We start from the raw sequence: 23,309 nt of genomic DNA on the forward strand, positions 1-23,309 counted from the left end.
TTGTTTATGTATCATTGGACTCTGCTCACACGTTTGTGTGGGTGGTTTCAAATGATTCTTTTGGATAATTTTTAATTAATAATTTACTTATGTGATTTCAAGTTGCTAAGAGCGAACGGTGGATGCCTAGGCATCTGGAGCCGAAGAAGGACGTAGTAATCTGCGATAAGCCTCGGGGAGCCGATAAACGGGCTGTGATCCGAGGATTTCCGAATGGGGAAACCCCGCCAGGGCGCGTGCGTACCTGGTGACCCGCACCTGAATATATAGGGTGTGTGGGGGGAACGTGGGGAAGTGAAACATCTCAGTACCCACAGGAAGAGAAAACAACATGTGATTCCGGTAGTAGTGGCGAGCGAACCCGGATGAGGCTAAACCTTTGGTGTGTGATAGCTGGTAGGCGTTGCATCAGAGGGGTTGTGGGACGCATGGGAAGGCGCTACTGAGCCTTCAGCGTGAGTGTTCAAGTGATAGAGGAACAGGTTGGAACGCCTGATCGGAGAGGGTGAGAGTCCCGTACTCGAAATTGCTTGACCGCGTCGTGTGTATCCCAAGTAGCACGGGGCCCGAGAAATCCCGTGTGAATCTGTCAGGACCACCTGATAAGCCTAAATACTCCCAGATGACCGATAGCGGACTAGTACCGTGAGGGAAAGGTGAAAAGTACCCCGGGAGGGGAGTGAAATAGAACCTGAAACCGTTTGCTTACAATCCGTAGGAGCCTCCTTGTGGGGTGACTGCGTGCCTTTTGAAGAATGAGCCTGCGAGTTAGCGGCATGTGGCGAGGTTAACCCGTGTGGGGTAGCCGTAGCGAAAGCGAGTCTGAATAGGGCGATTCAGTCGCATGTCCTAGACCCGAAGCGAAGTGATCTATCCATGGCCAGGTTGAAGCGTGTGTAAGAACACGTGGAGGACCGAACCCACTTAGGTTGAAAACTGAGGGGATGAGCTGTGGTTAGGGGTGAAAGGCCAATCAAACTTCGTGATAGCTGGTTCTCTCCGAAATGCATTTAGGTGCAGCGTTGCGTGTTTCTTACTGGAGGTAGAGCTACTGGATGGCCGATGGGCCCTACAAGGTTACTGACGTCAGCTAAACTCCGAATGCCGGTAAGTGAGAGCGCAGCAGTGAGACTGTGGGGGATAAGCTTCATAGTCGAGAGGGAAACAACCCAGAACACCAATTAAGGTCCCAAAGCGTGTGCTAAGTGGAAAAGGATGTGGAGTTGCTGAGACAACCAGGAGGTTGGCTTAGAAGCAGCCACCCTTGAAAGAGTGCGTAATAGCTCACTGGTCAAGTGATTCCGCGCCGACAATGTAACGGGGCTCAAGCACACCACCGAAATTGTGTCATTCATATAACAGGTAGGCCTTCGTGGTCCAGCCGTATGGATGGGTAGGAGAGCGTCGTGTGGCGAGTGAAGCGGCGGAGTGATCCAGCCGTGGATGCTACACGAGTGAGAATGCAGGCATGAGTAGCGAAAGACGGGTGAGAAACCCGTCCTCCGGAAGACCAAGGGTTCCAGGGTCAAGCTAATCTTCCCTGGGTAAGTCGGGACCTAAGGCGAGGCCGACAGGCGTAGTCGATGGACAACGGGTTGATATTCCCGTACCGGCGAAGAACCGACAAGAACCTAACGAGTAGTGCTAAGAAAACTGAAGCTTTGCTTTCACCTTCGGGTGTTTGCTTTGTGGATGCTTCGAACCCGAACTCGGGTGGTTAACGTATTAACAGGTGTGACGCAGGAAGGTAGGTGATCCCAGGCGATGGTTGTCCTGGGCTAAGCATGTAGGCCGAGTGGTAGGTAAATCCGCCATTCGTTAAGGCTGAGATGCGATGGGGAGCTCCTTTTTGGAGCGAGTCACTGATCCTATGCTGCCGAGAAAAGCATCGACGTGAGGTTCTAGCTGCCCGTACCCCAAACCGACACAGGTGGTCAGGTAGAGAATACTAAGGAGATCGAGAGAATCGTGGTTAAGGAACTCGGCAAAATGCCCCCGTAACTTCGGGAGAAGGGGGGCCATCCACTTATACGGATTTACTCCGGAAAGGGTGTGGTGGCCGCAGAGACCAGTGGGAAGCGACTGTTTACTAAAAACACAGGTCCGTGCTAACAAGCAATTGGATGTATACGGACTGACGCCTGCCCGGTGCTGGAAGGTTAAGAGGAGAGGTTAGCAACTTCGGTTGCGAAGCTTTGAATTTAAGCCCCAGTAAACGGCGGTGGTAACTATAACCATCCTAAGGTAGCGAAATTCCTTGTCGGGTAAGTTCCGACCTGCACGAATGGCGTAACGACTTCCCAGCTGTCTCAACCATGAACTCGGCGAAATTGCATTACGAGTAAAGATGCTCGTTACGCGCAGCAGGACGGAAAGACCCCGTGACCTTTACTATAGCTTGGTATTGGTGTTCGGTGTGGCTTGTGTAGGATAGGTGGGAGACTGTGAAGCGGATACGCTAGTATTCGTGGAGTCATTGTTGAAATACCACTCTGGTCATATTGAACATCTAACGACGAACCCTGATCGGGTTTTCGGACAGTGCCTGGTGGGTAGTTTAACTGGGGCGGTTGCCTCCTAAAAAGTAACGGAGGCGCCCAAAGGTTCCCTCAACCTGGTTGGCAATCAGGTGGCGAGTGTAAGTGCACAAGGGAGCTTGACTGTGAGACTGACAGGTCGAGCAGGGACGAAAGTCGGGACTAGTGATCCGGCAGTGGCTTGTGGAAGCGCTGTCGCTCAACGGATAAAAGGTACCTCGGGGATAACAGGCTGATCTTGCCCAAGAGTCCATATCGACGGCATGGTTTGGCACCTCGATGTCGGCTCGTCGCATCCTGGGGCTGGAGTAGGTCCCAAGGGTTGGGCTGTTCGCCCATTAAAGCGGTACGCGAGCTGGGTTTAGAACGTCGTGAGACAGTTCGGTCCCTATCCGCTGCGTGCGTTGGAAATTTGAGAGGATCTGACCCTAGTACGAGAGGACCGGGTTGGACGAACCTCTGGTGTGTCAGTTGTTCTGCCAAGGGCATCGCTGATTAGCTACGTTCGGGATGGATAACCGCTGAAAGCATCTAAGCGGGAAGCCGGCCTCAAGATGAGATTTCCGTGCCCTTTAGGGTGTGAGGTTCCCAGTAGACGACTGGGTTGATAGGCCAGATGTGGAAGCATAGTAATGTGTGGAGCTGACTGGTACTAATAAACCGAAGACTTGATTTCTTCTCACCGTTTGTGGTGGGAAACATAATGTTTCAAAAGATTTTGCGTAACGATGAATTCGCGTTCACTTTGTGGTTCTCAACCTGCGGCCCACATTCACTAGCCCTGTTTTGGGTTGGGTGTGTGTTGATAGGTTAATAGTGTTACGGCGGCGATAGCGTCAGGGAAACGCCCGGTTACATTCCGAACCCGGTAGCTAAGGCTGACTGCGCCGATGGTACTGCGAGGGGGACCTCGTGGGAGAGTAGGACACCGCCGGACTTCTTTTAGAGAAAGAGGTTGTTTGAGTATCATGACAGAGATGACCACTGATGGTCTGAACTGCATACTCAAACAGCCTCTTTCTGCATTTCAGGACAATTTTCATAGGGTTGAGGAACTTCATGACCGAAGCAAACGATAATCGCGACCGCGAGGGCGACCGGAACCGGAAGCCACGCGACGGAGGCCACGAAGGCCGCCGAGACAGTGGCGCAAACCCACGTCGTGACGCTTCTCGTAGCTCGTCAGAACGACGTTCACAGCCCCGCCGTGATGGAGACTACAAGCCTCGCCGTGACGGTGAAGGTCGGCCTCCTCGTCGTGATGGCGACTTCAAGCCTCGCCGTGATGGCGATTACAAGCCCCGTCGTGACGGTGAAGGCCGGCCTCCACGTCGTGATGGCGACTTCAAGCCTCGTCGCGATGGAGACTTCAAACCCCGCCGTGATGGCGATTACAAACCACGTCGCGACGGTGAGGGGCGGCCCCCACGTCGTGATGGTGACTTCAAGCCTCGTCGCGATGGAGACTTCAAGCCTCGTCGCGATGGAGACTTCAAGCCTCGTCGCGATGGAGACTTCAAGCCTCGCCGTGATGGCGAGGGCCGGCCCCCACGTCGTGATGGTGACTTCAAGCCTCGTCGTGACGGTGACAACCGCGGGCCCAAGCGTGAGCACAACAATGAGCGTGAACGGTCGTTTGCGCCGCGCGACCGTAAGTACCGTGGCGGAACAGGCCGTGAGCGAGGCTTCGCCGAGACTGACGGCAACGATTTCAGGCCCGTGCGCACCGCGCACCAGGACCCTGAGGTGCCTCGCGAGATTACACCCCAAGACCTTCACCCGCAGGCTCGCAACGAGCTGAAAACGCTCGACAAAGAGCTCGCAGAGTACGTCGCTAAGCACCTGGCCTCAGTCGCATACTTTATTGACGACGATCCAGAGCGGGCACATCAGCACGCTATCTCGGCAATGCGCCGTGCTTCGCGCATCCCTGTGACGCGCGAGACCTACGCAATCACGAGCTATGTCACCGGTGATTACGCGACTGCGATCCGCGAATTGCGCACGTACCGCCGCCTGACGGGCAGCGATATGCAACTGGCGCTCATGATCGACGCCGAGCGTGCTCTCGAGCGGCCTGAGAAGGCGATCGAGGTTGGCCACGAGGTTGACGTGCAGAAGCTGCCGAACGATGTTCAGGTGCAGGTTGCGATTGCGATGAGTGGGGCGAGGCTCGATCTGGGGCAGACACAACAGGCGTTGTTCGAGCTTGAGATACCGCAGCTTAACCCCAACAAAGCGTTTTCATGGAGCCCAGAGCTCTTCGCGGCATACGCTGTCGTGCTTGAGGATCTTGGCCGTGCCGACGAAGCCCTCGAGTGGAAGAAGCGCGCTTTCGCAGCGGAGCACGCGCTTGAAGACCACCGTGGTAATAGCGCGATCGAGATTATCGAGATCGAAGAAGAAGCCGACGAGAATGAGCCTGTTGCGGTAGAAAAGCACGACCCAGTATCGGAGTAGACCTTGTCACTGTTTGCGCGTAAGAAAACGTTTGTTGCCGCTCCCGTTGAGGGGCGTGAACTGATTCTCACCGATCTCGACGGCGTGGTGTATCGCGGTGCTGCCGTCGTGCCTAGGGCGGTTGAGAGCTTGAACCGTGCGGCAGAGACGACCCGCGTAGGGTACTTGACGAACAACGCGGCCAGAACCGTCGCCACCGTTGCTGAGCAGCTGCGAGACTTTGGGCTACGCGCCACTCCCGATGATGTCGTAACCTCGCCTCAGGCCGCTGTGCTGCTTCTGCAGCAGACCGTGCCCGCCCCCGCGACGATTTTGATTATCGGCGGCGATGGCATTGAAGAGGAGCTGACGCGGGCGGGGTACCGCATCACGCGTTCGGCAGACGATGCCCCCGACGCAGTGGTGCAGGGGTTTGCGCCGCACCTTGGCTGGGCTGACCTCGCAGAAGCTTCGTTCGCTTTGCAAGAGGGCCCGAACGGCGAGCAGATTCCGTGGATCGCGACCAATACTGACTGGACTTTGCCGCTCGAGCGCGGCTTGGCGCCGGGCAACGGCACGCTCGTCTCTGCGGTTCACACCGCGGTGCAGCGCCTGCCAGAGTTTGCGGGTAAGCCAGAGACGCCGATTTTCGAGACCTCGTTCGAACGCTTCGGCACGCGTAACGCTCTCATGATTGGTGACCGGCTCGACACTGACATTCAGGGCGCCGAGGCCGCCGGCATCGAGTCGGTGCACGTGCTCACGGGCGTTGACCGCCCGAAGCAGTTGCTCGCGACTCCTCAGGGCGCTCGCCCGACCTACATCCTTGCAACGCTTGACGGGCTTTTTGAGCCATACCCCGAAACGACGGTCGAAAAGAACGGGACGGTTCGTGTGGGATCGGCTCGGGTGACCATGGACGGGCACATCGTGCGCGTGGTGTCTGAGGGCGACGACGCGCTGAACCTGTTGAGGGCCGGGTGCGGGGCGATTTGGCGTTCAGGCCTCGCGATCTACGGCCTCAAGGTGCCCGAAGTGTTACTCGAGGATCACTGGAAATTAAGCCTCGACCGGTAGACTTTTCACATGCCATCTCGAGACTCTGAACTGCTGAGTGAGGTCGAACTCATCGAAGCGCAGCCGCTCGAAGACCGTGCGCGAGCGTTTGAGCACCTCTACGAGCAACTGCTTACGGCGGTGCAGCTGAGCGACTCTGAGACCGAATGAGTGAGCAACAGGAAACGTGGCAGGGAGCGCCGCAGCGCGTAGATCGTGCGTTGCAGGAGCTCGGCCTCGCGCGTTCTCGAACAGCGGCGCAGAAAGCGGTTGCGGCTGGCCAGGTGAGCGTGAACGGTGTAGCCGTCACGAAGACCGGCGCGCAGGTTCGCTCTGGGCAGCGCGTGGCCGTCACTGGCACTGACCATTACGTGAGCCGAGGGGCACATAAGCTGATTGGTGCCCTCGACACCTTTAGCATTCCCGTTGAGGGGCGCGTTGCGCTCGACGTTGGCGCCTCAACCGGTGGTTTCACGCAGGTGCTGCTTGAGCGGGGCATCGACACAGTGCTCGCGATCGACGTGGGGCACGGGCAGCTCGATCCTTCGTTGCTTGGTCACGAGCGAGTGCGCCTGTTCGAGGGGTGCAACGCACGGTATCTCACGGCAGAAACGCTCGCCGAAGGAACCGGCGATGAGAGAGCACCTGACCTGATCGTTGGTGACCTCTCGTTCATCTCTCTCACGCAGGTCTTGCCCGCGCTTACGGCGGTGCAAGCACGGTCGGCCGACATTATGATGCTCATCAAGCCCCAGTTTGAGGTGGGGCGAGAAGGCATCGGCGATGGCGTTGTGACCGACCCGAAACTCCAGCACGCAGCGGTGCAGCGTGTGCTGGAAAGTGCGCTCGAGTTGGGCCTTTCGGTCGTTGGTCTCACCGAGTCGCCCATTGTCGGATCGCACGGCAACAGGGAGTTTCTCGTTCATCTGAGAGCGCAACCCGCTGCGCAAATGTCGGTGATCAATGAGATGATGGCTCAAGTAGTTCTAGGTGAAGGGAGCGCTCGTGAGTAACACTCCGAACGGGGCACGACACATGCTGCTCGTTTCACACATCGCCAAACAAGAAGCGATTGATGCGACGCTGCAGGTCGACGCGATGTTGCGTGAAGCGGGCGTCGTCACGGTTATGGCCCGCGAGAGCCTCACCGAGTTTGAGCCCTACGTGCAGGGCTTGAACGTTGCTGTGCTCGATGAAGACGTGCGCCCCGAAGACATCGAGATCGCGATTGTCTTGGGCGGCGACGGTACGATTTTGCGGGCCGCCGAGATCTTGCGCGGCATGTGCTGCCCGATTGTCGGGGTCAACCTTGGCCACGTGGGTTTTCTCGCTGAGATGGAAAGGCACGATCTCGACTTCACCGTCGAGAAGGTATTGAGTCGTAGCTACACGGTCGAAGAGCGCGTGACGCTCGAGGTGACCGCGACGCTCGGCCGTCAGACCATCGCCAAAACCTGGGCGGTCAACGAGGCCACGGTTGAAAAACAGAGCCGCATGATCGAGGTCGTTATTGGCGTCGATGGCCGCCCCCTTTCATCGTTTGGGTGCGACGGGGTCGTGCTCGCGACGCCGACCGGTTCGACCGCCTACGCCTTTTCGGCGGGCGGCCCTGTCGTGTGGCCGAGCGTGCAGGCCATGCTGCTCGTGCCCATCGCGGCTCACGCGCTGTTTAGCAGGCCGCTCGTCGTCGGCACCGATTCGGTGCTCACGGTCGAGATTAGCGATGCGAGCGTGAGTGGCGCTGACCTGTGGTGCGACGGTCGCCGTACGTACTCGCTGCCGCAGGGCAGCATCGTCGAGGTGCGCAGGGCCCAGGAGCCCGTGCGGCTCGCGCGCATCGACCAGGGCGTGTTTACCGAGCGTCTCGTGCGCAAATTCGATCTTCCCGTCGAGGGCTGGCGGGGGCAGCGGAGGCATCGCGAGTGATTGAAGAACTAGAGATTCGTGACCTGGGCGTTATCGCCCACAGCGTGCTGCCACTGCAGCCAGGCTTTACCGCGATCACCGGCGAGACCGGCGCAGGTAAGACGATGGTGGTTGCCGCGCTGACGCAGCTCATGGGTGCGCGAAGTGACGCCGCCATGGTGCGTCGTGGCGCCGAGCGCTCTCGCATTACGGGCATCGTGCGTACCGAGAACGCGGCGGTGCACGAGCTCGTCGACGAGGTTGGCGGTGAGGTGACCGATGGAGAGCTGATCTTGGGTCGCACGGTGAGCGCCGAGGGACGCAGCCGCGCAACCGTTGGCGGATCAGCCGCGCCCGCAGCCGCGCTTGCCCGAATTGCCCCTCACCTTTTTGCCTTGCACGGCCAGTCTGACCAGTTGCGGCTGCAGTCGGCCGCGGCTCAGCGCGACATGCTTGATCGCTTTGGCGGTGCGGCGCTGCTTCGCGTGCGGGAGGAGCACTCGAAGGTGTTCCAGCGGCGTGCCGAATGCGAGCAGCGCCGTGAAGCCTTGCTCGGCGACCAGCGCGAGCGGCTGCGTGAGGCTGAGCGCTTGCGCGGTGAGCTCGAAGAGATTCGTGCTGCCGAGCCGCGCGAGGGCGAAGACGAAGAGCTACTTGCCCGCATCGAGCGACTCGGCAATGTTGAAGCTTTGCGCACGGCTGCCGATACGGCCCGCTTCGCGCTCTCTGCATCGGGCGATGACCCCTTTGCACAGGATCTCGCAACACTGCTTGGGCAGGCTCTCCAGGCGCTCGAGGTCGAAAAGAGCGACCCTGAGATTGCCCGCATTCACGCCATGCTCGCGTCAGTGCAGGTGCAGATCGGTGAGGCCGCGAGCGAGCTCGGAGCGCTGAGCAACAGTCTTGACGAAGAAGGGCCAGAGGAGCTCGCGAGGGCCTCGGCGAGGCTCGAAGTGCTGCACGGCCTTGCGCGCAAGTATGGCGCATCAATGAGCGAGATTATTGCCTACGCAGACGAGGCAGAGGAGCGCCTCGCAGAGCTCGGCAGCGACGACCTCACGATCGAGCAACTCGGCGAAGAGCTTGAGCGGCTAAGCAGCGAAGAAGACCAGCTTGCGACCGAGCTCACCTCGCTGAGGCAAGCCGCCGCGAGTGACCTCGGTGAACGGGTGTCTCGGGAGCTTCGACAGCTCGCCCTGCCCGATGCTGAGGTTAAGGTAGGACTTGAAGCGGCAACGCCCTCGCCGCTCGGCCGGGATGAAGCGCTGCTCATGCTCGCGCCGCACCAGGGCAGCGACTTTAGGCCAATTCACAAGGGGGCGTCGGGTGGCGAGCTCTCGCGCATCATGCTTGCGCTTGAAGTGACGATCGCCGAGGTTGATCCCGTGCCCACGTTCGTGTTCGACGAGGTCGATGCAGGGGTCGGCGGCCAAGCCGCGATCGAGATTGGGCGCAGGCTTCGCAGACTCGCAGAAACCTCGCAGGTGATCGTTGTGACGCACCTTGCGCAGGTCGCGGCGTTTGCGCATCACCACCTGGGAGTCACGAAAGACTCGGCCGGTGGCTTCACCGAGAGCAGCTGCAGGCCGCTTGAAGGGGAATCGCGACTGCACGAGATGGCTCGGCTGCTCTCTGGCATGAGCGACTCATCGAGCGCGCTCGACCACGCTGCCGAACTGCTGGCGCTCGGTAACGAGTAATCGGGGTGATACGCTCTCGGCATGGAGGAAAAAACCCCAACCCGAGAACACCTTGACCTCGAGCAGCTCGACGCTGACACGAGGGAGATGTACCGTGACGCACTGAAGGCTGAGCCCTCGCTGCAAGACCGCGTCGAAGAGCAGCAGAGCAAGCGATACCTCGGTATTCGCAACCCCTTCAAAGTGGGCTTTGTGGTCACACTCGGGGCCCTGACCGCGATCGTCTTCGGCCAGGCAATCGGCCAAATCTCGAGCGTGATCGTGTACGTCGTGGCGGCGCTGTTTATCGCGCTCGGCCTCGACCCGATCGTGCGCATGTTCGAGCGCCGAAACGTGAAACGCCCAGTGGGTATCGCGATCGTGTTCTTGAGCTTCCTGCTGATCGTCGCGGGCATTCTCGCGATCGTCGTGCCGATGATTTCAAACCAAATCGCGCTCGTGGTGAAGAACGGCCCACAGTACATCTTGAACATCAACAAGCAAGACTGGTTTATCGACCTCAACGCCAAGTTTGGGCACTACCTCGACCTTGACGGGTTGCTCTCGAGCGCCCAAGACTTCGCCATGAAGCCCGACACCTGGACACAGTTTGCTGGCGGCCTCGTGCAGGCCGGCGTTGGCCTCGCGAACGGCATCACCGCGGCCCTCATCGTGCTCATCCTGAGCCTTTACTTCCTGGCCTCGCTGCGCACGATGAAGAAGGGGCTCTACTCGATGACCCCGCGCTCTTCGCGTGCGAAGGTCATCGACATCACCGAGCAGGTGACCCAGTCGATTGGTGGCTATGTGAACGGCATGGTGATCCTCGCGCTCATCAACGCCTCGCTCGGGTTTATCGCGATGACCATCTTCAAGGTTCCCTTCGCGGGGCTCCTCGCCGTCGCGATCTTTTTCGTTGCCCTGATCCCGCTCATCGGCTCGGTGCTCGCGACCATTCTGGTGGTCATCGTGTCGCTGTTTAACTCGCCCATTACGGCGCTCTCGATCGGTATTTACTACCTCATTTACATGCAGATCGAGTCATACTTCTTGACCCCGCGCATCATGAACCGAGTCGTTTCGGTGCCCGGGTCGCTCGTGGTCATTGGTGCGATTGCCGGCGGCACCTTGCTCGGTCTTCTGGGCGCGCTCATCGCGATTCCCGTGACCGCGATGGTGCTCATGATCATCAAACAAGTGTGGGTTCCGCGTCAACAATTTCGCTAACCTCCAAACGTTCCTAGTATCCCTCCCCGAACACTGATAGAATCGAAGCCCGTGGAAGAAGCGCAAAAAGTAACCAAGCACATATTCGTCACGGGGGGCGTCGTCTCCTCTCTCGGTAAAGGGCTCACCGCGGCTAGCCTCGGTAATCTCCTGACCGCTCGTGGTCTGCACGTGGTTATGCAGAAGCTCGACCCTTACTTGAACGTTGACCCTGGAACGATGAACCCGTTCGAGCACGGCGAGGTGTTCGTCACCAACGACGGCGCCGAGACCGACCTCGATATCGGGCACTACGAGCGTTTTCTCGACATTAACCTGAGCCGCGCTGCCAACGTCACCACCGGCCAGATTTACCAGACCGTCATCGCGAAAGAGCGTGCCGGTGAGTACCTCGGCCAGACCGTCCAGGTGATTCCGCACATCACCAACGAGATCAAGCGCCGCATGCGCTTGCAGGCAGAAGAGACGCCGCAGCCCGACGTCATCATCACCGAGATCGGCGGCACGGTTGGCGACATTGAGTCGCAGCCATTCCTCGAGTCAGCACGCCAGGTTCGTCACGAGCTCGGCCGCAAGAACGTCTTCTTCGTGCACGTTTCGCTCGTGCCCTTCATGGGCGCCTCGGGCGAGCAGAAGACGAAGCCGACCCAGCACTCGGTCGCGGCACTGCGTTCAATCGGTATTCAGCCCGACGCGCTCGTGCTTCGTTCAGACCGCCCGGTCACCGATGACAACCTGCGCAAGATCGCGCTCATGTGCGACGTCGAAGAAAACGCCGTGGTCAACGCGATCGACGTGCCCAGCATCTTCGACCTGCCATCGCTGCTCAATGACCAGGGCCTCGACGAGACGATCGTGAGCGCGCTGCAGCTGAGCGAAAAGGCAGACGAGGTCAACTGGACCCGCTGGCAGCCAGTGCTCGACGCTGTGCACAACCCAGTGGGCGAGGTGACCGTGGCGATTGTCGGCAAGTACATCGACCTGCCCGACGCCTACCTCTCGCTCACCTCGGCGCTCTCGGCCGGCGGTTTCCCGCACTCGACCAAGGTGAACTTCACCTGGGTGCAGGCAGACGACTGCGAGACCCCAGAGGGCGCGCGCGAGAACCTCGGATCGGTTCACGCGGTCTGCGTGCCGGGCGGGTTTGGCATTCGCGGCATCGACGGAAAGCTTGGCGCGCTCAAGTTTGCCCGTGAAAACGGGATTCCAACCCTCGGCATCTGCCTCGGCCTGCAGACGATGGTCATCGAGTACGCGCGCAACGTCGCTGGTCTCGAGGGCGCTTCGTCGACCGAGTTTGACGAGGCAACGAGCGTTCCCGTGATCCACACGATGGATGATCAGGTTGAGATCATCGCCGAGGGTGACCTTGGCGGCACGATGCGCCTCGGGCTCTACGAAGCAGAGCTCACAGAGGGATCGAAGATCGCTGAGCTCTACGGCGAGAAGCTCGTGCAAGAGCGTCACCGTCACCGCTACGAGGTCAACAACGACTACGTCGCTCAGCTCACCGAAGCGGGCCTCGTGGTCTCGGGTGTGAACCCCGAGAAGAACCTCGTTGAGTTCGTCGAACTGCCGAGTGATGTGCACCCGTACTACGTGGCAACGCAGGCTCACCCCGAGCTCAAGTCACGCCCCAGCCGCCCGCACCCGCTCTTCTCAGGGCTCATTGGTGCTGCGATTGACCGGCGTGAGGCAAGCCGCCTGATCTAAGCCGGCATAAGGGTATGGCCGTAGAGTTCGCGCGGGGCAGCGAGCGCTTCTTGCGCTACGCCGCTCTCGAGCGCGGGCTCTCGGCCAACACCCTGAAGGCATACGAGCAAGACCTCCTTAGCTACGGGACCTGGCTCGGCGAGATCGGCGTGACCGACCTCGATGAGGTGACCCCCGAGATGCTCGGCCGCTATGTCTCTTGGCTGCAAACGCCGGGTGCTTCGGGCGGGGGAGCGGCGGAAGGATCCGCAGCAAAGCCGCCGACGCCCGCGACCGTCACGCGCCGCCTCTCGACCGTGCGCTCGCTACACCGCTTTCTCTTCGATGAGGGGCTTGTCGAGCGCTACGCGGGTGGCAACGTGCGCACCCCCAAGGTGCGCGACAGCCTGCCGAGCGCGCTCACGATTGACGAGGTCGAACGGCTGCTCGCGGCAACCGAGGGTGAGCAGCCCGCGCAGCTGCGTGATCGAGCGCTCTGCGAGCTCATGTACGCGAGCGGTGCGAGGGTGAGCGAGATCGTGGCCCTCGACGTCGACGACCTCCTGGGTGCTCCGGGCGCCTCAGATGCCTGGCATGACCCGGACCAAGGCCTTGCGCAGGGCGGCTTCCTGCGGGTGACCGGTAAGGGCAACAAACAGCGGCTCGTGCCGTACGGCTCGTACGCAGGCAAGGCGCTCGCCGCCTACCTCGTGCGGGCACGCCCCACGTTCGTTGCACGTGGAACGGGCACTCCGGCGCTCTTCGTTGGGGCCCGCGGCGCGCGCTTCTCGCGGCAAAGCATTTGGCTGTCGATTCAGGCCGCGGCGAAGCGGGCCGAGCTCGACGCTGACATCTCGCCGCACACTCTGCGGCACTCGTTTGCGACGCACCTGTTGCAGGGCGGAGCCGACGTGCGAACGGTGCAGGAACTGCTCGGGCACTCGTCGGTCACGACCACCCAGATTTATACGAGGGTCACCCCCGAGACCCTCAAAGAGCACTATGCGCTCGCTCACCCGCGAGCCAAGGGAAAGCCAGGGTTTGGCCCGGTAGGATAGAGTCATCACACCCACGAAAGGAATGGCACCCATGGCGCAGGCAAAGCTCGGACCAACAGGCCGTCCGGAGCAGCTGTTTGCACCCCCGCCAAAGCTTTCGTCGCACGGCCCCGCGCGCATCATCGCGATGTGCAACCAGAAGGGCGGGGTTGGCAAGACCACGACGACCATCAACGTCGGGGCGGCCCTCGCTCGCTACGGGAGGCGCGTGCTCGCGGTTGACTTCGATCCGCAGGGTGCGCTCTCAGCCGGCCTCGGCGTTCCCGCGCATGACGTGCCGACCATCTACGAGCTCATGCTCGGCAAGATCGATGACCCGCACGAGGTCATTCAGGCGACCGAGACGCCAAACCTCGACGTGATTCCCGCGAACATTGACCTCTCGGCGGCCGAGGTGCACCTCGTGACCGAGGTCGCGCGCGAACAGATTCTCGCGAGCGTTCTGCGCAAGGTCTCTGACGAGTACGACGTCATTCTCATTGACTGCCAGCCCTCGCTCGGCCTGCTCACCGTGAACGCGCTCACCGCGAGCCACGGCGTGCTCATTCCGCTGGCCTCAGAGTTTTTCGCCCTGCGCGGCGTCGCACTGCTCATCGAAACGATCGACAAGGTCAAGAGCCGCCTCAACCCGCAGCTCACCCTCGATGGCATCGTAACCACGATGTACGACTCGCGCACCCTGCACTCGCGCGAGGTACTCGAACGAGTGGTTGACACCTTCGGCGACTCGGTATTTGACACCGTCATTCGCCGCACCGTGAAGGTGCCCGACGCATCGGTTGCCGCCCAGCCCGTGCTCGACTACGCACCCGAGAACCCGGCAGCAGAGGCCCACCTTACGCTCGCACGCGAGATGGTGCAACGCGGCCTCGTCGCGTAGGGAGAAGTCATGACCGAGGCTGCGCCAACGGCCCCGTTCACGGTGTCGCTCGACGTTTTTGACGGACCCTTCGACCTGCTGCTCAGCCTCATCACGAAGCACGAGCTCGACATCACCGAGGTGTCGCTGTCGCTCGTGACCGACGAGTTCATCGCCTACCTCGCAGAGAGCGAGCGCAGGGGCGACTACGACCTCGACCAGGCCTCGGAGTTTCTCGTCGTTGCGGCGACGCTGCTCGACCTGAAGATCGCGTCGCTCTTGCCGCAGGGTGAGGTGATCGACGAAGAGGGCGTCGCGCTGCTTGAAGCGAGAGACCTGCTCTTTGCGCGGCTCTTGCAGTACCGCGCCTTCAAACTCGCGAGCTCGTGGTTCGGGAAGCGGATCGAGGCCGAGGCATCGCGCCACGCGAGACAGGTGCCCGTCGACCAGAAATACCGCTCACGCGCCCCCGAGATCGAGTGGACGGTCAGCCTTGAAGACTTCGCGGCGATTGGGTTGCTCGCCCTCACCCCGAGGGAGTTGCCCGTGCTCGGCCTCGATCACCTGCACGCGCCGCTCGTGTCGATTCGCGAGCAGGCAGCGATCGTCGTGTCGATGCTGCGCTCGCAGGGCAGTGTGACCTTTCGCGAAATGATCACCGGGGTGACCGAGCGGGGCGTCATCGTTGCGCGCTTTCTCGCGATCCTTGAGCTATACCGTACGGCCGCCGTCGGCTTCGACCAGGCCGAGCCGCTCGGCGAATTGCACGTACGATGGACGAGCGAGCAGTGGTCAGACGACGCGCTCGCGATGCTAGGAACCGACTATGACTGATGAAGAGACCCGCCACACGATGCAGCGCCTTGAATCGTTGCTCATCGTGACCGAAGAACCCGTGAGCCTCATGGGGCTCGCCACGACGCTCGGCCTACCGGTCGCGAAGGTTCGCGCGGCGGTCGAGACCCTCACCGCCGACTATAACGGCGAGCTCGAGGGGCCAGAGCGTGGCTTCGAGCTGCGCGAGACAGCCGGCGGCTATCGCCTGTACGTGCGTGAAACCTTCGACGACCTCGTGACCGACTTCGTGCACCGGGAGTCGCCGGCGAAGCTCTCGCAGGCGGCGCTCGAAACCCTCGCCGTGATCGCGTACCGGCAGCCGATCTCGCGGGGAGCGATTGCTTCGATCCGCGCGGTCAATGTCGACTCGGTCGTGCGCACGCTCGCAAACCGCGGGCTCATCACCGAGGCCGGCAGCGACCCCGAAACCGGAGCCGTGCTGTGGGGCACCACCGACATGCTGCTCGAGCACCTTGGGGTGCAGAGCCTCAGCGAGCTGCCGCCCATTGCGCCGCTGCTTGACGACGGAAACAACGACTTTGACGAGGCGGTACTGTGAACAAGAAAAACGAGCGTGACATCGTTGATGTCGAGATCACCTGGAATCCCGGCAGCGGGTGGGGCGAAAGCGACGGCGAAAAGCCCACGGGGGAACGCTTACAGAAGGCGCTCGCCGCAGCTGGCGTTGCCTCTCGGCGGGCATGCGAGGTGCTCATTGGCCGCGGGCGCGTTGAGGTGAACGGTGAGACGGTCTTTGAACTCGGCACCCGTATCGACCCCGAGACCGATGAGGTGCGCGTCGACGGCGTCGTGGTGCAGCTCGATCAGACGAAACGGTACTTCGTGCTCAATAAGCCTCGCGGAGTCGTCTCGACCATGGCCGACGAGCACGGGCGGCGCGACCTGACCGAGTTCACCGATCAGATTACCGAGCGCATCTACAACGTGGGCCGGCTCGACACCGACACCTCGGGCCTGCTCATTCTCACGAACGACGGCGAGCTTGCCAACGAGCTCGCCCACCCGAAGTACGAGGTGCAAAAAACATACGTCGCAAAGGTCAAAGGCTCAGTGACGCCCGCGACGCTGCAACGCCTCAAAGACGGGATCGTGCTCGACGACGGGCCCATCAGCGTCGACTTGGCCAAGATTCTCACCGCGGGTCGCAGCGCTTCGCACTCGCTCGTCGAGGTCACCCTGCACTCGGGCAAGAACCGCATTGTTCGGCGCATGTTCGACCACGTGGGACACCCCGTCGTCGAGCTCGTACGCCGCCAATTCGGCCCGCTGCACCTCGGGTCGCTCGGAATCGGAGAGATGCGTGAGCTCTCGGCCGCCGAACGCGGGGCGTTGCTCACCGCTGGCGGCGGAGAACCACAGAGCGGCAAAGCTCGCGTGACCGCCGGGCGGCCGGGAGACGGACGCGGCGCAAAAGGCATGCGCGGAATCGCAGCGCCGCACCAGCGTACGGTACCCTCAAAACAGCAGAAACCGAACGCCCGCAAGGCGAATCGCAACCAACCGAACAAGAAGGGGAAGAAAGCGTGAGCGAACCCCAGGTCGCAAACCGCGTTCAAGGCCCCGTGCACATCATCGGCACCGGGTTGCTTGGCGCGAGCATCGGGCTTGCCCTCTCAGAACGCTCGATCGACGTCACCCTTGAAGACGCCTCGCCGACGGCCGTGGCGCTCGCCGCCGATTACGGGGCAGGCAGGCCGCGCGCCGAGGGCGACGCCGAGCCGACACTCGTGATCGTTGCGACTCCGCCAGACGTGACCGCCGACGTGGTGCAGTACGCGCTCGAACGCTTTACCGGAGCGGTCGTCACCGACGTCGCAAGCGTGAAATACGCCCCCTACGCCGAGCTGCGTCGCCGCGGGGTCGACCTCACTCACTACATCGGTTCGCACCCCATGGCAGGGCGCGAACGCGGTGGCGCGGTCATGGCGCGCACCGACCTCTTTGTCGCGCGCCCCTGGGTTATTTGCCGCGACCATGAAACGCCTGCCGCCGCGCTCTCGCTCGTCGAGTCACTCGCGCTCGAGGTCGGGGCAACCCCCATCGAGATGACCCCCGAGGAGCACGACGCGTCGGTTGGACTTGTCTCGCACCTGCCGCAGGTCGTTGCCTCGATGCTCGCCGCACGCCTCGTCGAGGCGCCCGAACACGCCGTCGGGCTCGCGGGGCAGGGGCTCAGGGACTCGACGCGCATCGCATCGAGCGATCCCGAGCTCTGGGTGCAGATTCTCGGCGCCAACAGCGCATCGATCGTGGGCCTGCTCGAGGCCTTCCAGGACGACCTCGCAACCTTCGTGCAGGCGCTTCGCGACGCCGACGAACCAGGGGCAAAACGCACGATCGCGAACCTCATGGCCTCTGGTAATCGAGGCGTGCAACGCATTCCCGGGAAGCACGGCTCATCGGCGCGTTTCACGACCCTCACGGCGCTCATCGACGATACGCCTGGCCAACTTGCGATGTTACTCACTGATCTTGGTGATTTGGGCATTAACATGGAAGACCTACAGCTTGAGCACTCGCCCGGAGCCCAGATTGGCTTCGCCCAGATCGGCGTGATGCCAGAGGTCGCACCGCAGGCGGTCATCGACCTGACCGAACGAGGATGGAGAATTCTGTGACGCAGACACCAGCAACGCACGAGACCGCGCCACTTCTCGTCGCGATCGACGGGCCGGCAGGCAGTGGCAAATCAAGCGTGTCGAGGGCCGTCGCCGAGGCGCTCTCGTACGGCATTCTCGATACCGGCGCCGCCTACCGCGCACTCGCGTGGGCAGCGCTCGAAGCAGATGTAAACCTCGACGACCCGATCGCGGTCGAAGAGGTGCTCGACGACTGGGGTTTCTCAATTTCGCTCAAGGGAGCCCAAGTTGTCATCGTGTGTGGGGCCGACGCCACCCACGAAATTCGCGATCCCGGAGTGAGTAAACAGGTGAGCCGTGTGTCACAGCACGCGGGGGTGCGCGAGCGCCTCAACCGCATGTTTCTCAGCATTGTGGCCGAGTCAGGCCTTCCCGGGGTTGTTATTGAGGGGCGAGACATCACGACCGTGGTGGCCCCTGACGCACCCGTGCGCATTCTCATGACCGCTTCGCCCGAGGTACGTGCCAAACGCCGCACGGGCGAACTGAGCGGATCATCAGAAGCCGAGGTGCTCGCTGCGATTCTCGAAAGAGACGCAAAAGACCAACTCGTGGTTGATTTCATGAACCCCGCTCCCGGGGTCACGCTGATTGACACCACCGAGCTCGACTTCGCGCAGTCAGTACAGGCCGTCATCGACGTCGTACGCGCTGCCGAGGCTCGCGCATAACCGGGCAGCATGCCCTGAGAGAAACATCATGAGCCAAGAGTTTTCACACGACGACCTCGAACCAACCGAGGTCTTTGACTCGAACTCGCTCGAGCTGAGCGACGAAGAGGTCACGCGCGTCATGCGCTCGGGCCTCAAAGGCTTCGAGCTTGACGACGACGACGAAGCGATTATCGAGGGATCGTTCGACGACATCGAACACTTCGCCCTCGAAGAGTCAGTGCCCGTCGTCGCGATCGTCGGGCGCCCGAACGTGGGCAAGTCGGCCCTCGTAAACCGTATTCTCGGTCGTCGCGAGGCGGTCGTCGAAGACGTTCCAGGCGTGACCCGCGACCGCGTGAGCTACCCCGCAGAGTGGGGCGGCAAGCGCTTCACCCTCGTTGACACCGGCGGCTGGGAGCCTGACGCGAAGGGGCTCGACGCCTCGGTCGCGATGCAGGCAGAGGTTGCCATTGAGCTGTGCGACGTCGTGCTCTTCGTCGTCGACTCGCGCGTTGGTGCGACCGCGACCGACGAGCACGTGGTGCAGTTGCTGCGCCGCACGAAGAAGCCCGTCATGCTCGTCGCCAACAAGGTCGACGATGCGGTGCAGGAGCCCCAGATCGCGGCTCTGTGGTCGCTCGGTCTCGGCGAGCCCCACCCCGTTTCAGCCCTTCACGGTCGCGGCGTTGCCGACCTGCTTGACCTCACCGTCAAAGCGATGCCCAAGGAATCTGCCGTCGCGCAGAACCGCCTCGCAGGCCCGCGCCGCGTCGCGATCATTGGCCGCCCGAACGTGGGCAAGTCGAGCCTGCTCAACAAGGCTGCCGGTGAGGAGCGCGCCGTCGTGAGCGACGTCGCTGGCACCACCCGTGACCCCGTCGACGAGCAGGTTGAAATCGCCGGCCGCGTGTGGACCTTCGTTGACACCGCCGGTATTCGCCGCCGCGTGCATATGCAGCAGGGCGCCGACTTCTACGCCTCGCTGCGCACCGCGACCGCCCTCGAAAAGGCCGAGGTCGCCATCGTCGTGCTCGACGTGACCCAGGAACTCAGCGATCAGGACCTCAAGATCATCGACCTCGCACTCGATTCGGGCCGCGCCCTCGTGATCGCCTTCAACAAGTGGGATCTGCTCGACGACGAACGCCGCAAGTACCTCGAGCGCGAGATCGAGCAGCGCCTCGACCATGTCGACTGGGCGCCTCGCGTGAACATGTCGGCCCGCACCGGCCGCCACCTCGAGAAGCTCGTGCCCGCGCTCGACAAGGCGCTCGAGTCATGGGACAGCCGCATTCCGACGGCGAAGTTCAACGCGTTTCTCGCCGAGCTCACGCAGGCGAATCCGCACCCGCTGCGCGGCGGCAAGCAGCCCCGCATTCTCTACGGGTCACAGGTGCAGAGCCAGCCGCCAACGTTCGTGCTCTTCACGACGGGCTTCCTCGACCCCGGCTACCGCCGCTATATTCAGCGCCGCCTGCGCGAAACCTACGGTTTTGAGGGTTCGCCGATCATCATGAACATGCGCATTCGCGAGAAGCGACAGCGCTAACGCGGTCCTGGCTCGGCCCTCATGCGCGAATGGCGCCCCCGGTGATTTTCGGGGGCGCCATTCGTGTTTGCGGGAGGTTTCTGGGGGGTTCGGGAGGTTTCGGGCACTGCGTTTAGTGCATGTGGTGCGTGTGAGCGGCGTGCCTCGCCGTGTGGTCAGTTTTCGCTGTCGTGTGGTCACTTTCCACCCTCGTGTGGTCAAAAGTGTCGAAATTCGCTCAGAAATCGACACTTTTTGACCACACGGTGACTCGATCGGTGGATCGCGAGGGTGGGAACCTCGCGAGGCCAGGACCCCGCGAGCCTAGAAGTACCAGGAGTAGCTAGCGAAGTAGCTGATGGTGCCGAGCAAGAAGAAGAGACCGACGATGAGGGCCCAGAATCCGAGCATAACGGCGTTCAAGACGATGCCCCACATGTTGAGGGCTGAATGGTTGGTGCCGCGGCGGCGGCCGAGAATGCCGAAGATGAGGCCGGCGAGTGGCGCGAAGAAGGTGAAGCCCGCGAACACCGAGACGATACCGATCACAAAGCTCGTGATCGAGAAGGCGTCTCCGGGGGCGGCCGGGGCACTGGGGGCTGTGTAGCTTTGCGCATACGATGCGTTGCCCGCGTAAGGGGCGCCAGCCGGGTACTGAGTGCCAGCCCCGTAAGCGCCTGCGTCATATGAGCCCTGCTGCGTGTACGGGTTCTGGGCGTAGTGTCCCTGCTGGCCAGCGTACGGGGGGCCATACTGCTGTGGGGCAGCATACTGGGCCACGGGTGATCCGCCAGCGGAGTACTGCGACCCACCAACGCTCGACTGCTCAGCACCAGGAGCGAAGCTCGGCGCTGCATAGGGCTCGGCCGAGGGCACCTGGCTTGAAGCCTGCACCTGCGGAATCTGCCCCGAAGCCGACGACGCAAACTCGGCGGCCCCGTAGTTCACGGTCGGCTGCGCATCTTGCGCGGCGAACTCAGGCACCTGAACGGTATCGCCAAGCACGGCGGTGTCGCCAAGCGCGGCAGTTTCGTTTGGCAGCTGAGTCGTCGGCTGTGAGGCCTGGTCGGTGCCGGTGGCCTCTTCGGGCTGGGTGTTCTGTGACTCGTTCATGAGTGCTCCAATCGCTTAATGGTTCTATTCAACCGCGATCGGAACCCCTTGGCATCGCTCTCAGGCACGATCTTTCGCGGCGGTGCATGGTACCCCGGTACGAAGCGGCGTTCGAACCGGAGGCACCTGGGGGCTACCGGCAGCGCGCGACGTCGAGCCCGGCAGCGGTGAGCCGCTCAAGCTCGGCATCGCCTGAGCCCGACTGCTCGGCGGTGATGAGCGAGAGCAGCGCTGGCCATGACCCCGCAAACCCGGGGTGCAGCTTGAGATCGGCGACCTTGTCGAGCGCGACCCACTCGAGCGCCACGCTCTCGGGGTCTGAGATCGTCGGTTCGAAGGCGGTGGTGACGGCGGCGATGACGGTCGTGTAGGTCCAGCCGCCGCGATCCACGATGTGTGTAAAACGAACGTCAACCGAGTCGTCGGGCACGCCCGCCTCCTCTTGAGCCTCGCGGATCGCGCCCGCAATCGCCGACTCACCCTTGTTGATCGCGCCACCCGGAACAGCCCAGGTGCCGCCGTGATCGCTCCACGCGACGCGGTGTTGCATGAGGATGCCCCGTTCGGGGTCGACCGCGAGCAGGCCGGCAGCACCAAAGGTGCCCCAGTACCGGTTGCCGTCGGCGGCGACCACCCAGGCGTCGCCCGGGTCGCGCACGCCGCGCAAGAGCGCCTGGATCTCGAGGTCTTCTTCAGACGTCACTCGGTTTCACCCCACGCGGTGTTGAGGGCCTGCGCGAACATCTCTTTCGGCTGCGCGCCAGAGAGCGCGTATTTACCGGCGAACACGAAGAAGGGAACACCGTTGATGCCCATTTGCTGCGCGGCGACGATGTCTTTATCGACCGCATCGGCGAACTCTGCACGCTCGAGCGAGGCGCGTGCCTCGGCCTCGTCAAGACCGACTTCACCCGCGAGACGGGCGAGAGTGTCGACGTCGGCAACGTTGAGGCCCTCGGTGAAGTGGGCCTTGAAAAGACGCAGCATCGCCTCGTGACCCTTGCCCTTGCTCGTCGCGAAGTGGCTGAGCTCGTGTGCCTTGCGGGTGTTGACCGCGAGCGAGGTATCGAAGTTGTACTCGAGACCGTGCTCCTTGCCACGGGCCGCCAGGTGCTCGTGCTGGGCCGCGAGCTGCTCTGGGCCGTAGCGCCCCGCGAGCAGCTCTTGCAAATTGACCGGCTCGACCGAAAGCTCGGGCATGAGCTGGTAGCTGTGATAGGTCACCGTCACCTGGTCGCGGTGCTCGAACTCTGCGAGAGCTTTGGCGAGAACCGAATCGCCTAGGTAGCAGAAGGGGCACATGACATCGCTCCAGATGTCGATGGTCAGGGTGGTCATACGGTGCACACTCCGTCGGTCGAGCAGACGCCGGCGCCCTGATCGCCGAGGGCTACAAAGCCGGCGAAGGGGGCCGCGGGTTTCTGCGGTGAAAGATCCAGCGCCTGTGACGCTGGCTGGTCGTTGATGAGCGTCGCTTGCCAGTTGCCCTGGGCGTCGCGCTCGAACATCGTGAGGCTCGCGTTGAGGATGCCGGGCACATCGCCGTAATCAAGATCGTGCACGGTCGCGATGAGCCTGCGAATATATGCGCCGTGCGTGACGGCGAGCACGGGTGAATCGCCGTGGCGCTCTTCGAGGAGGTGCAGCGCATCGAGCGCGCGCTTCGCAACCTCTGCGGGTGACTCGCCCCGCTCGAACTCGCGGGTGGGCCAGCGCTCTTCGAGCTCGGTGACGCTGCAGCCCTCGGCCTCGCCGTAGTTCTGCTCGATGAGCAGGTCGAGCGCATCGCCGAGCGAAACGCCCATGGCCTGAGAGACAATCTCGGCGGTTTCGCGGGCACGGTCGAGCGGTGAGCTCGTGATGTGGCCCCACTCGGTCTGCGCCACGAGTGGGGCAGACGCCGCCTGCCTCGCCTGTTCGCGACCGGTCTCATTCAGCGGAATGTTGGTGTGACCCTGCACCCTCCCGGCCAAGTTCCAGTCGGTTTGCCCGTGTCTCATAAAAGCAATGGTCATAGCGGGAGCCTAGCCGACGAGCCCCATGATTTCGTGGGAGTTTTCTGCCCG

At 62.0% G+C, this 23,309-nt stretch carries 21 protein-coding genes and 2 rRNA genes; 18 read left to right on the plus strand and 5 right to left on the minus strand.

Annotated features, from left to right (window positions below):
- Positions 1 to 95 precede the first annotated feature (95 nt).
- A 23S ribosomal RNA gene (locus JSO19_RS09285) occupies positions 96 to 3,213 on the plus strand.
- Positions 3,214 to 3,357: 144 nt separating this feature from the next.
- A 5S ribosomal RNA gene (gene rrf, locus JSO19_RS09290) occupies positions 3,358 to 3,474 on the plus strand.
- A 257-nt stretch (positions 3,475 to 3,731) separates the two neighbouring features.
- Here the strand turns inward: rrf and JSO19_RS09295 are convergent.
- The gene (locus JSO19_RS09295; protein ID WP_270911285.1) at positions 3,732 to 4,271 is read right to left on the minus strand and encodes a hypothetical protein; all 540 of its coding nucleotides are present in this window, start codon (positions 4,269 to 4,271) and stop codon (positions 3,732 to 3,734) included.
- Between JSO19_RS09295 and JSO19_RS09300 the strand changes: the two genes are divergently transcribed.
- The 16 genes from JSO19_RS09300 to der are packed head-to-tail and all read left to right on the plus strand — an operon-like array spanning position 4,257 to position 20,151.
- Positions 4,257 to 4,997 carry a hypothetical protein gene (locus JSO19_RS09300; RefSeq protein WP_270911286.1) on the plus strand — a complete coding sequence of 247 codons (741 nt, stop codon included), beginning with the start codon at positions 4,257 to 4,259 and terminating at the stop codon, positions 4,995 to 4,997. The genes JSO19_RS09295 and JSO19_RS09300 overlap by 15 nt on opposite strands.
- 3 nt (positions 4,998 to 5,000) lie before the next feature.
- A complete protein-coding gene (locus tag JSO19_RS09305; protein WP_270911288.1) occupies positions 5,001 to 6,053 on the plus strand; it encodes an HAD-IIA family hydrolase in 1,053 nt (350 codons plus the stop codon).
- 9 nt (positions 6,054 to 6,062) lie between these two features.
- A complete protein-coding gene (locus JSO19_RS09310; RefSeq protein ID WP_217134900.1) occupies positions 6,063 to 6,203 on the plus strand; it encodes a hypothetical protein in 141 nt (46 codons plus the stop codon).
- On the plus strand, positions 6,200 to 7,045 hold the full coding sequence (locus JSO19_RS09315) for a TlyA family RNA methyltransferase (protein WP_270911290.1): 846 nt from the start codon (positions 6,200 to 6,202) through the stop codon (positions 7,043 to 7,045). Before JSO19_RS09310 ends, JSO19_RS09315 begins: the two co-directional genes overlap by 4 nt.
- Positions 7,038 to 7,958 (plus strand): NAD kinase, encoded by a 921-nt coding sequence (locus tag JSO19_RS09320; RefSeq protein WP_333735209.1) that lies wholly within the window; start codon positions 7,038 to 7,040, stop codon positions 7,956 to 7,958. The genes JSO19_RS09315 and JSO19_RS09320 overlap by 8 nt, the downstream gene beginning before the upstream one ends.
- Positions 7,955 to 9,637: a DNA repair protein RecN gene (recN, locus tag JSO19_RS09325; protein WP_270911291.1), complete on the plus strand. Its 1,683-nt coding sequence runs from the start codon at positions 7,955 to 7,957 to the stop codon at positions 9,635 to 9,637. Before JSO19_RS09320 ends, recN begins: the two co-directional genes overlap by 4 nt.
- 21 nt (positions 9,638 to 9,658) lie before the next feature.
- Positions 9,659 to 10,843, plus strand: a complete 1,185-nt coding sequence (locus JSO19_RS09330; RefSeq protein WP_270911293.1) for an AI-2E family transporter — start codon at positions 9,659 to 9,661, stop codon at positions 10,841 to 10,843.
- Between the two features lie 51 nt (positions 10,844 to 10,894).
- On the plus strand, positions 10,895 to 12,556 hold the full coding sequence (locus JSO19_RS09335) for a CTP synthase (protein WP_270911295.1): 1,662 nt from the start codon (positions 10,895 to 10,897) through the stop codon (positions 12,554 to 12,556).
- A 14-nt stretch (positions 12,557 to 12,570) separates the two neighbouring features.
- Positions 12,571 to 13,593 carry a site-specific tyrosine recombinase XerD gene (locus JSO19_RS09340; RefSeq protein ID WP_270911297.1) on the plus strand — a complete coding sequence of 341 codons (1,023 nt, stop codon included), beginning with the start codon at positions 12,571 to 12,573 and terminating at the stop codon, positions 13,591 to 13,593.
- A gap of 31 nt (positions 13,594 to 13,624) precedes the next feature.
- Positions 13,625 to 14,473: a ParA family protein gene (locus JSO19_RS09345; protein WP_270911299.1), complete on the plus strand. Its 849-nt coding sequence runs from the start codon at positions 13,625 to 13,627 to the stop codon at positions 14,471 to 14,473.
- 9 nt (positions 14,474 to 14,482) lie between these two features.
- On the plus strand, positions 14,483 to 15,286 hold the full coding sequence (locus JSO19_RS09350; RefSeq protein WP_270911301.1) for a segregation and condensation protein A: 804 nt from the start codon (positions 14,483 to 14,485) through the stop codon (positions 15,284 to 15,286).
- Positions 15,279 to 15,848 (plus strand): SMC-Scp complex subunit ScpB, encoded by a 570-nt coding sequence (gene scpB / locus JSO19_RS09355; protein ID WP_270911302.1) that lies wholly within the window; start codon positions 15,279 to 15,281, stop codon positions 15,846 to 15,848. The genes JSO19_RS09350 and scpB overlap by 8 nt, the downstream gene beginning before the upstream one ends.
- On the plus strand, positions 15,845 to 16,837 hold the full coding sequence (locus tag JSO19_RS09360; RefSeq protein ID WP_333735210.1) for a pseudouridine synthase: 993 nt from the start codon (positions 15,845 to 15,847) through the stop codon (positions 16,835 to 16,837). Before scpB ends, JSO19_RS09360 begins: the two co-directional genes overlap by 4 nt.
- On the plus strand, positions 16,834 to 17,928 hold the full coding sequence (locus JSO19_RS09365; protein ID WP_270911304.1) for a prephenate dehydrogenase: 1,095 nt from the start codon (positions 16,834 to 16,836) through the stop codon (positions 17,926 to 17,928). Before JSO19_RS09360 ends, JSO19_RS09365 begins: the two co-directional genes overlap by 4 nt.
- Positions 17,913 to 18,620 (plus strand): (d)CMP kinase, encoded by a 708-nt coding sequence (cmk, locus tag JSO19_RS09370; protein WP_270911305.1) that lies wholly within the window; start codon positions 17,913 to 17,915, stop codon positions 18,618 to 18,620. Before JSO19_RS09365 ends, cmk begins: the two co-directional genes overlap by 16 nt.
- Before the next feature lie 28 nt (positions 18,621 to 18,648).
- The gene (gene der, locus JSO19_RS09375; protein WP_442915685.1) at positions 18,649 to 20,151 is read left to right on the plus strand and encodes a ribosome biogenesis GTPase Der; all 1,503 of its coding nucleotides are present in this window, start codon (positions 18,649 to 18,651) and stop codon (positions 20,149 to 20,151) included.
- A 303-nt stretch (positions 20,152 to 20,454) separates the two neighbouring features.
- On the opposite strand, the gene JSO19_RS09380 is transcribed toward der, so the two are convergent.
- From JSO19_RS09380 to JSO19_RS09395, 4 genes are all read right to left on the minus strand, one after another.
- The gene (locus tag JSO19_RS09380; RefSeq protein ID WP_270911307.1) at positions 20,455 to 21,243 is read right to left on the minus strand and encodes a hypothetical protein; all 789 of its coding nucleotides are present in this window, start codon (positions 21,241 to 21,243) and stop codon (positions 20,455 to 20,457) included.
- Positions 21,244 to 21,376: 133 nt separating this feature from the next.
- Complete coding sequence (locus tag JSO19_RS09385; protein ID WP_270911309.1) at positions 21,377 to 21,946, minus strand: NUDIX hydrolase; 570 nt, start codon at positions 21,944 to 21,946, stop codon at positions 21,377 to 21,379.
- Positions 21,943 to 22,581 (minus strand): DsbA family oxidoreductase, encoded by a 639-nt coding sequence (locus tag JSO19_RS09390; protein WP_270911310.1) that lies wholly within the window; start codon positions 22,579 to 22,581, stop codon positions 21,943 to 21,945. Before JSO19_RS09390 ends, JSO19_RS09385 begins: the two co-directional genes overlap by 4 nt.
- On the minus strand, positions 22,578 to 23,258 hold the full coding sequence (locus JSO19_RS09395; RefSeq protein ID WP_270911311.1) for a histidine phosphatase family protein: 681 nt from the start codon (positions 23,256 to 23,258) through the stop codon (positions 22,578 to 22,580). Before JSO19_RS09395 ends, JSO19_RS09390 begins: the two co-directional genes overlap by 4 nt.
- Positions 23,259 to 23,309 lie beyond the last annotated feature (51 nt).

It is taken from the genome of Leucobacter sp. UCMA 4100 (assembly GCF_027853335.1).
Classification (GTDB): domain Bacteria; phylum Actinomycetota; class Actinomycetes; order Actinomycetales; family Microbacteriaceae; genus Leucobacter_A.

What these genes read in the sequence shown, in the direction of transcription:
- JSO19_RS09345 (WP_270911299.1), top strand. Translation starts at nt 13,625, where the DNA reads ATGGCGCAGGCAAAGCTCGGACCAACAGGCCGTCCGGAGCAGCTGTTT.
- JSO19_RS09380 (WP_270911307.1), bottom strand. Translation starts at nt 21,243, where the DNA reads ATGAACGAGTCACAGAACACCCAGCCCGAAGAGGCCACCGGCACCGAC.
- JSO19_RS09330 (WP_270911293.1), top strand. Translation starts at nt 9,659, where the DNA reads ATGGAGGAAAAAACCCCAACCCGAGAACACCTTGACCTCGAGCAGCTC.
- JSO19_RS09310 (WP_217134900.1), top strand. Translation starts at nt 6,063, where the DNA reads ATGCCATCTCGAGACTCTGAACTGCTGAGTGAGGTCGAACTCATCGAA.
- scpB (WP_270911302.1), top strand. Translation starts at nt 15,279, where the DNA reads ATGACTGATGAAGAGACCCGCCACACGATGCAGCGCCTTGAATCGTTG.
- JSO19_RS09315 (WP_270911290.1), top strand. Translation starts at nt 6,200, where the DNA reads ATGAGTGAGCAACAGGAAACGTGGCAGGGAGCGCCGCAGCGCGTAGAT.
- JSO19_RS09340 (WP_270911297.1), top strand. Translation starts at nt 12,571, where the DNA reads ATGGCCGTAGAGTTCGCGCGGGGCAGCGAGCGCTTCTTGCGCTACGCC.
- der (WP_442915685.1), top strand. Translation starts at nt 18,649, where the DNA reads ATGAGCCAAGAGTTTTCACACGACGACCTCGAACCAACCGAGGTCTTT.
- JSO19_RS09350 (WP_270911301.1), top strand. Translation starts at nt 14,483, where the DNA reads ATGACCGAGGCTGCGCCAACGGCCCCGTTCACGGTGTCGCTCGACGTT.
- JSO19_RS09395 (WP_270911311.1), bottom strand. Translation starts at nt 23,258, where the DNA reads ATGACCATTGCTTTTATGAGACACGGGCAAACCGACTGGAACTTGGCC.
- cmk (WP_270911305.1), top strand. Translation starts at nt 17,913, where the DNA reads ATGGAGAATTCTGTGACGCAGACACCAGCAACGCACGAGACCGCGCCA.
- JSO19_RS09390 (WP_270911310.1), bottom strand. Translation starts at nt 22,581, where the DNA reads ATGACCACCCTGACCATCGACATCTGGAGCGATGTCATGTGCCCCTTC.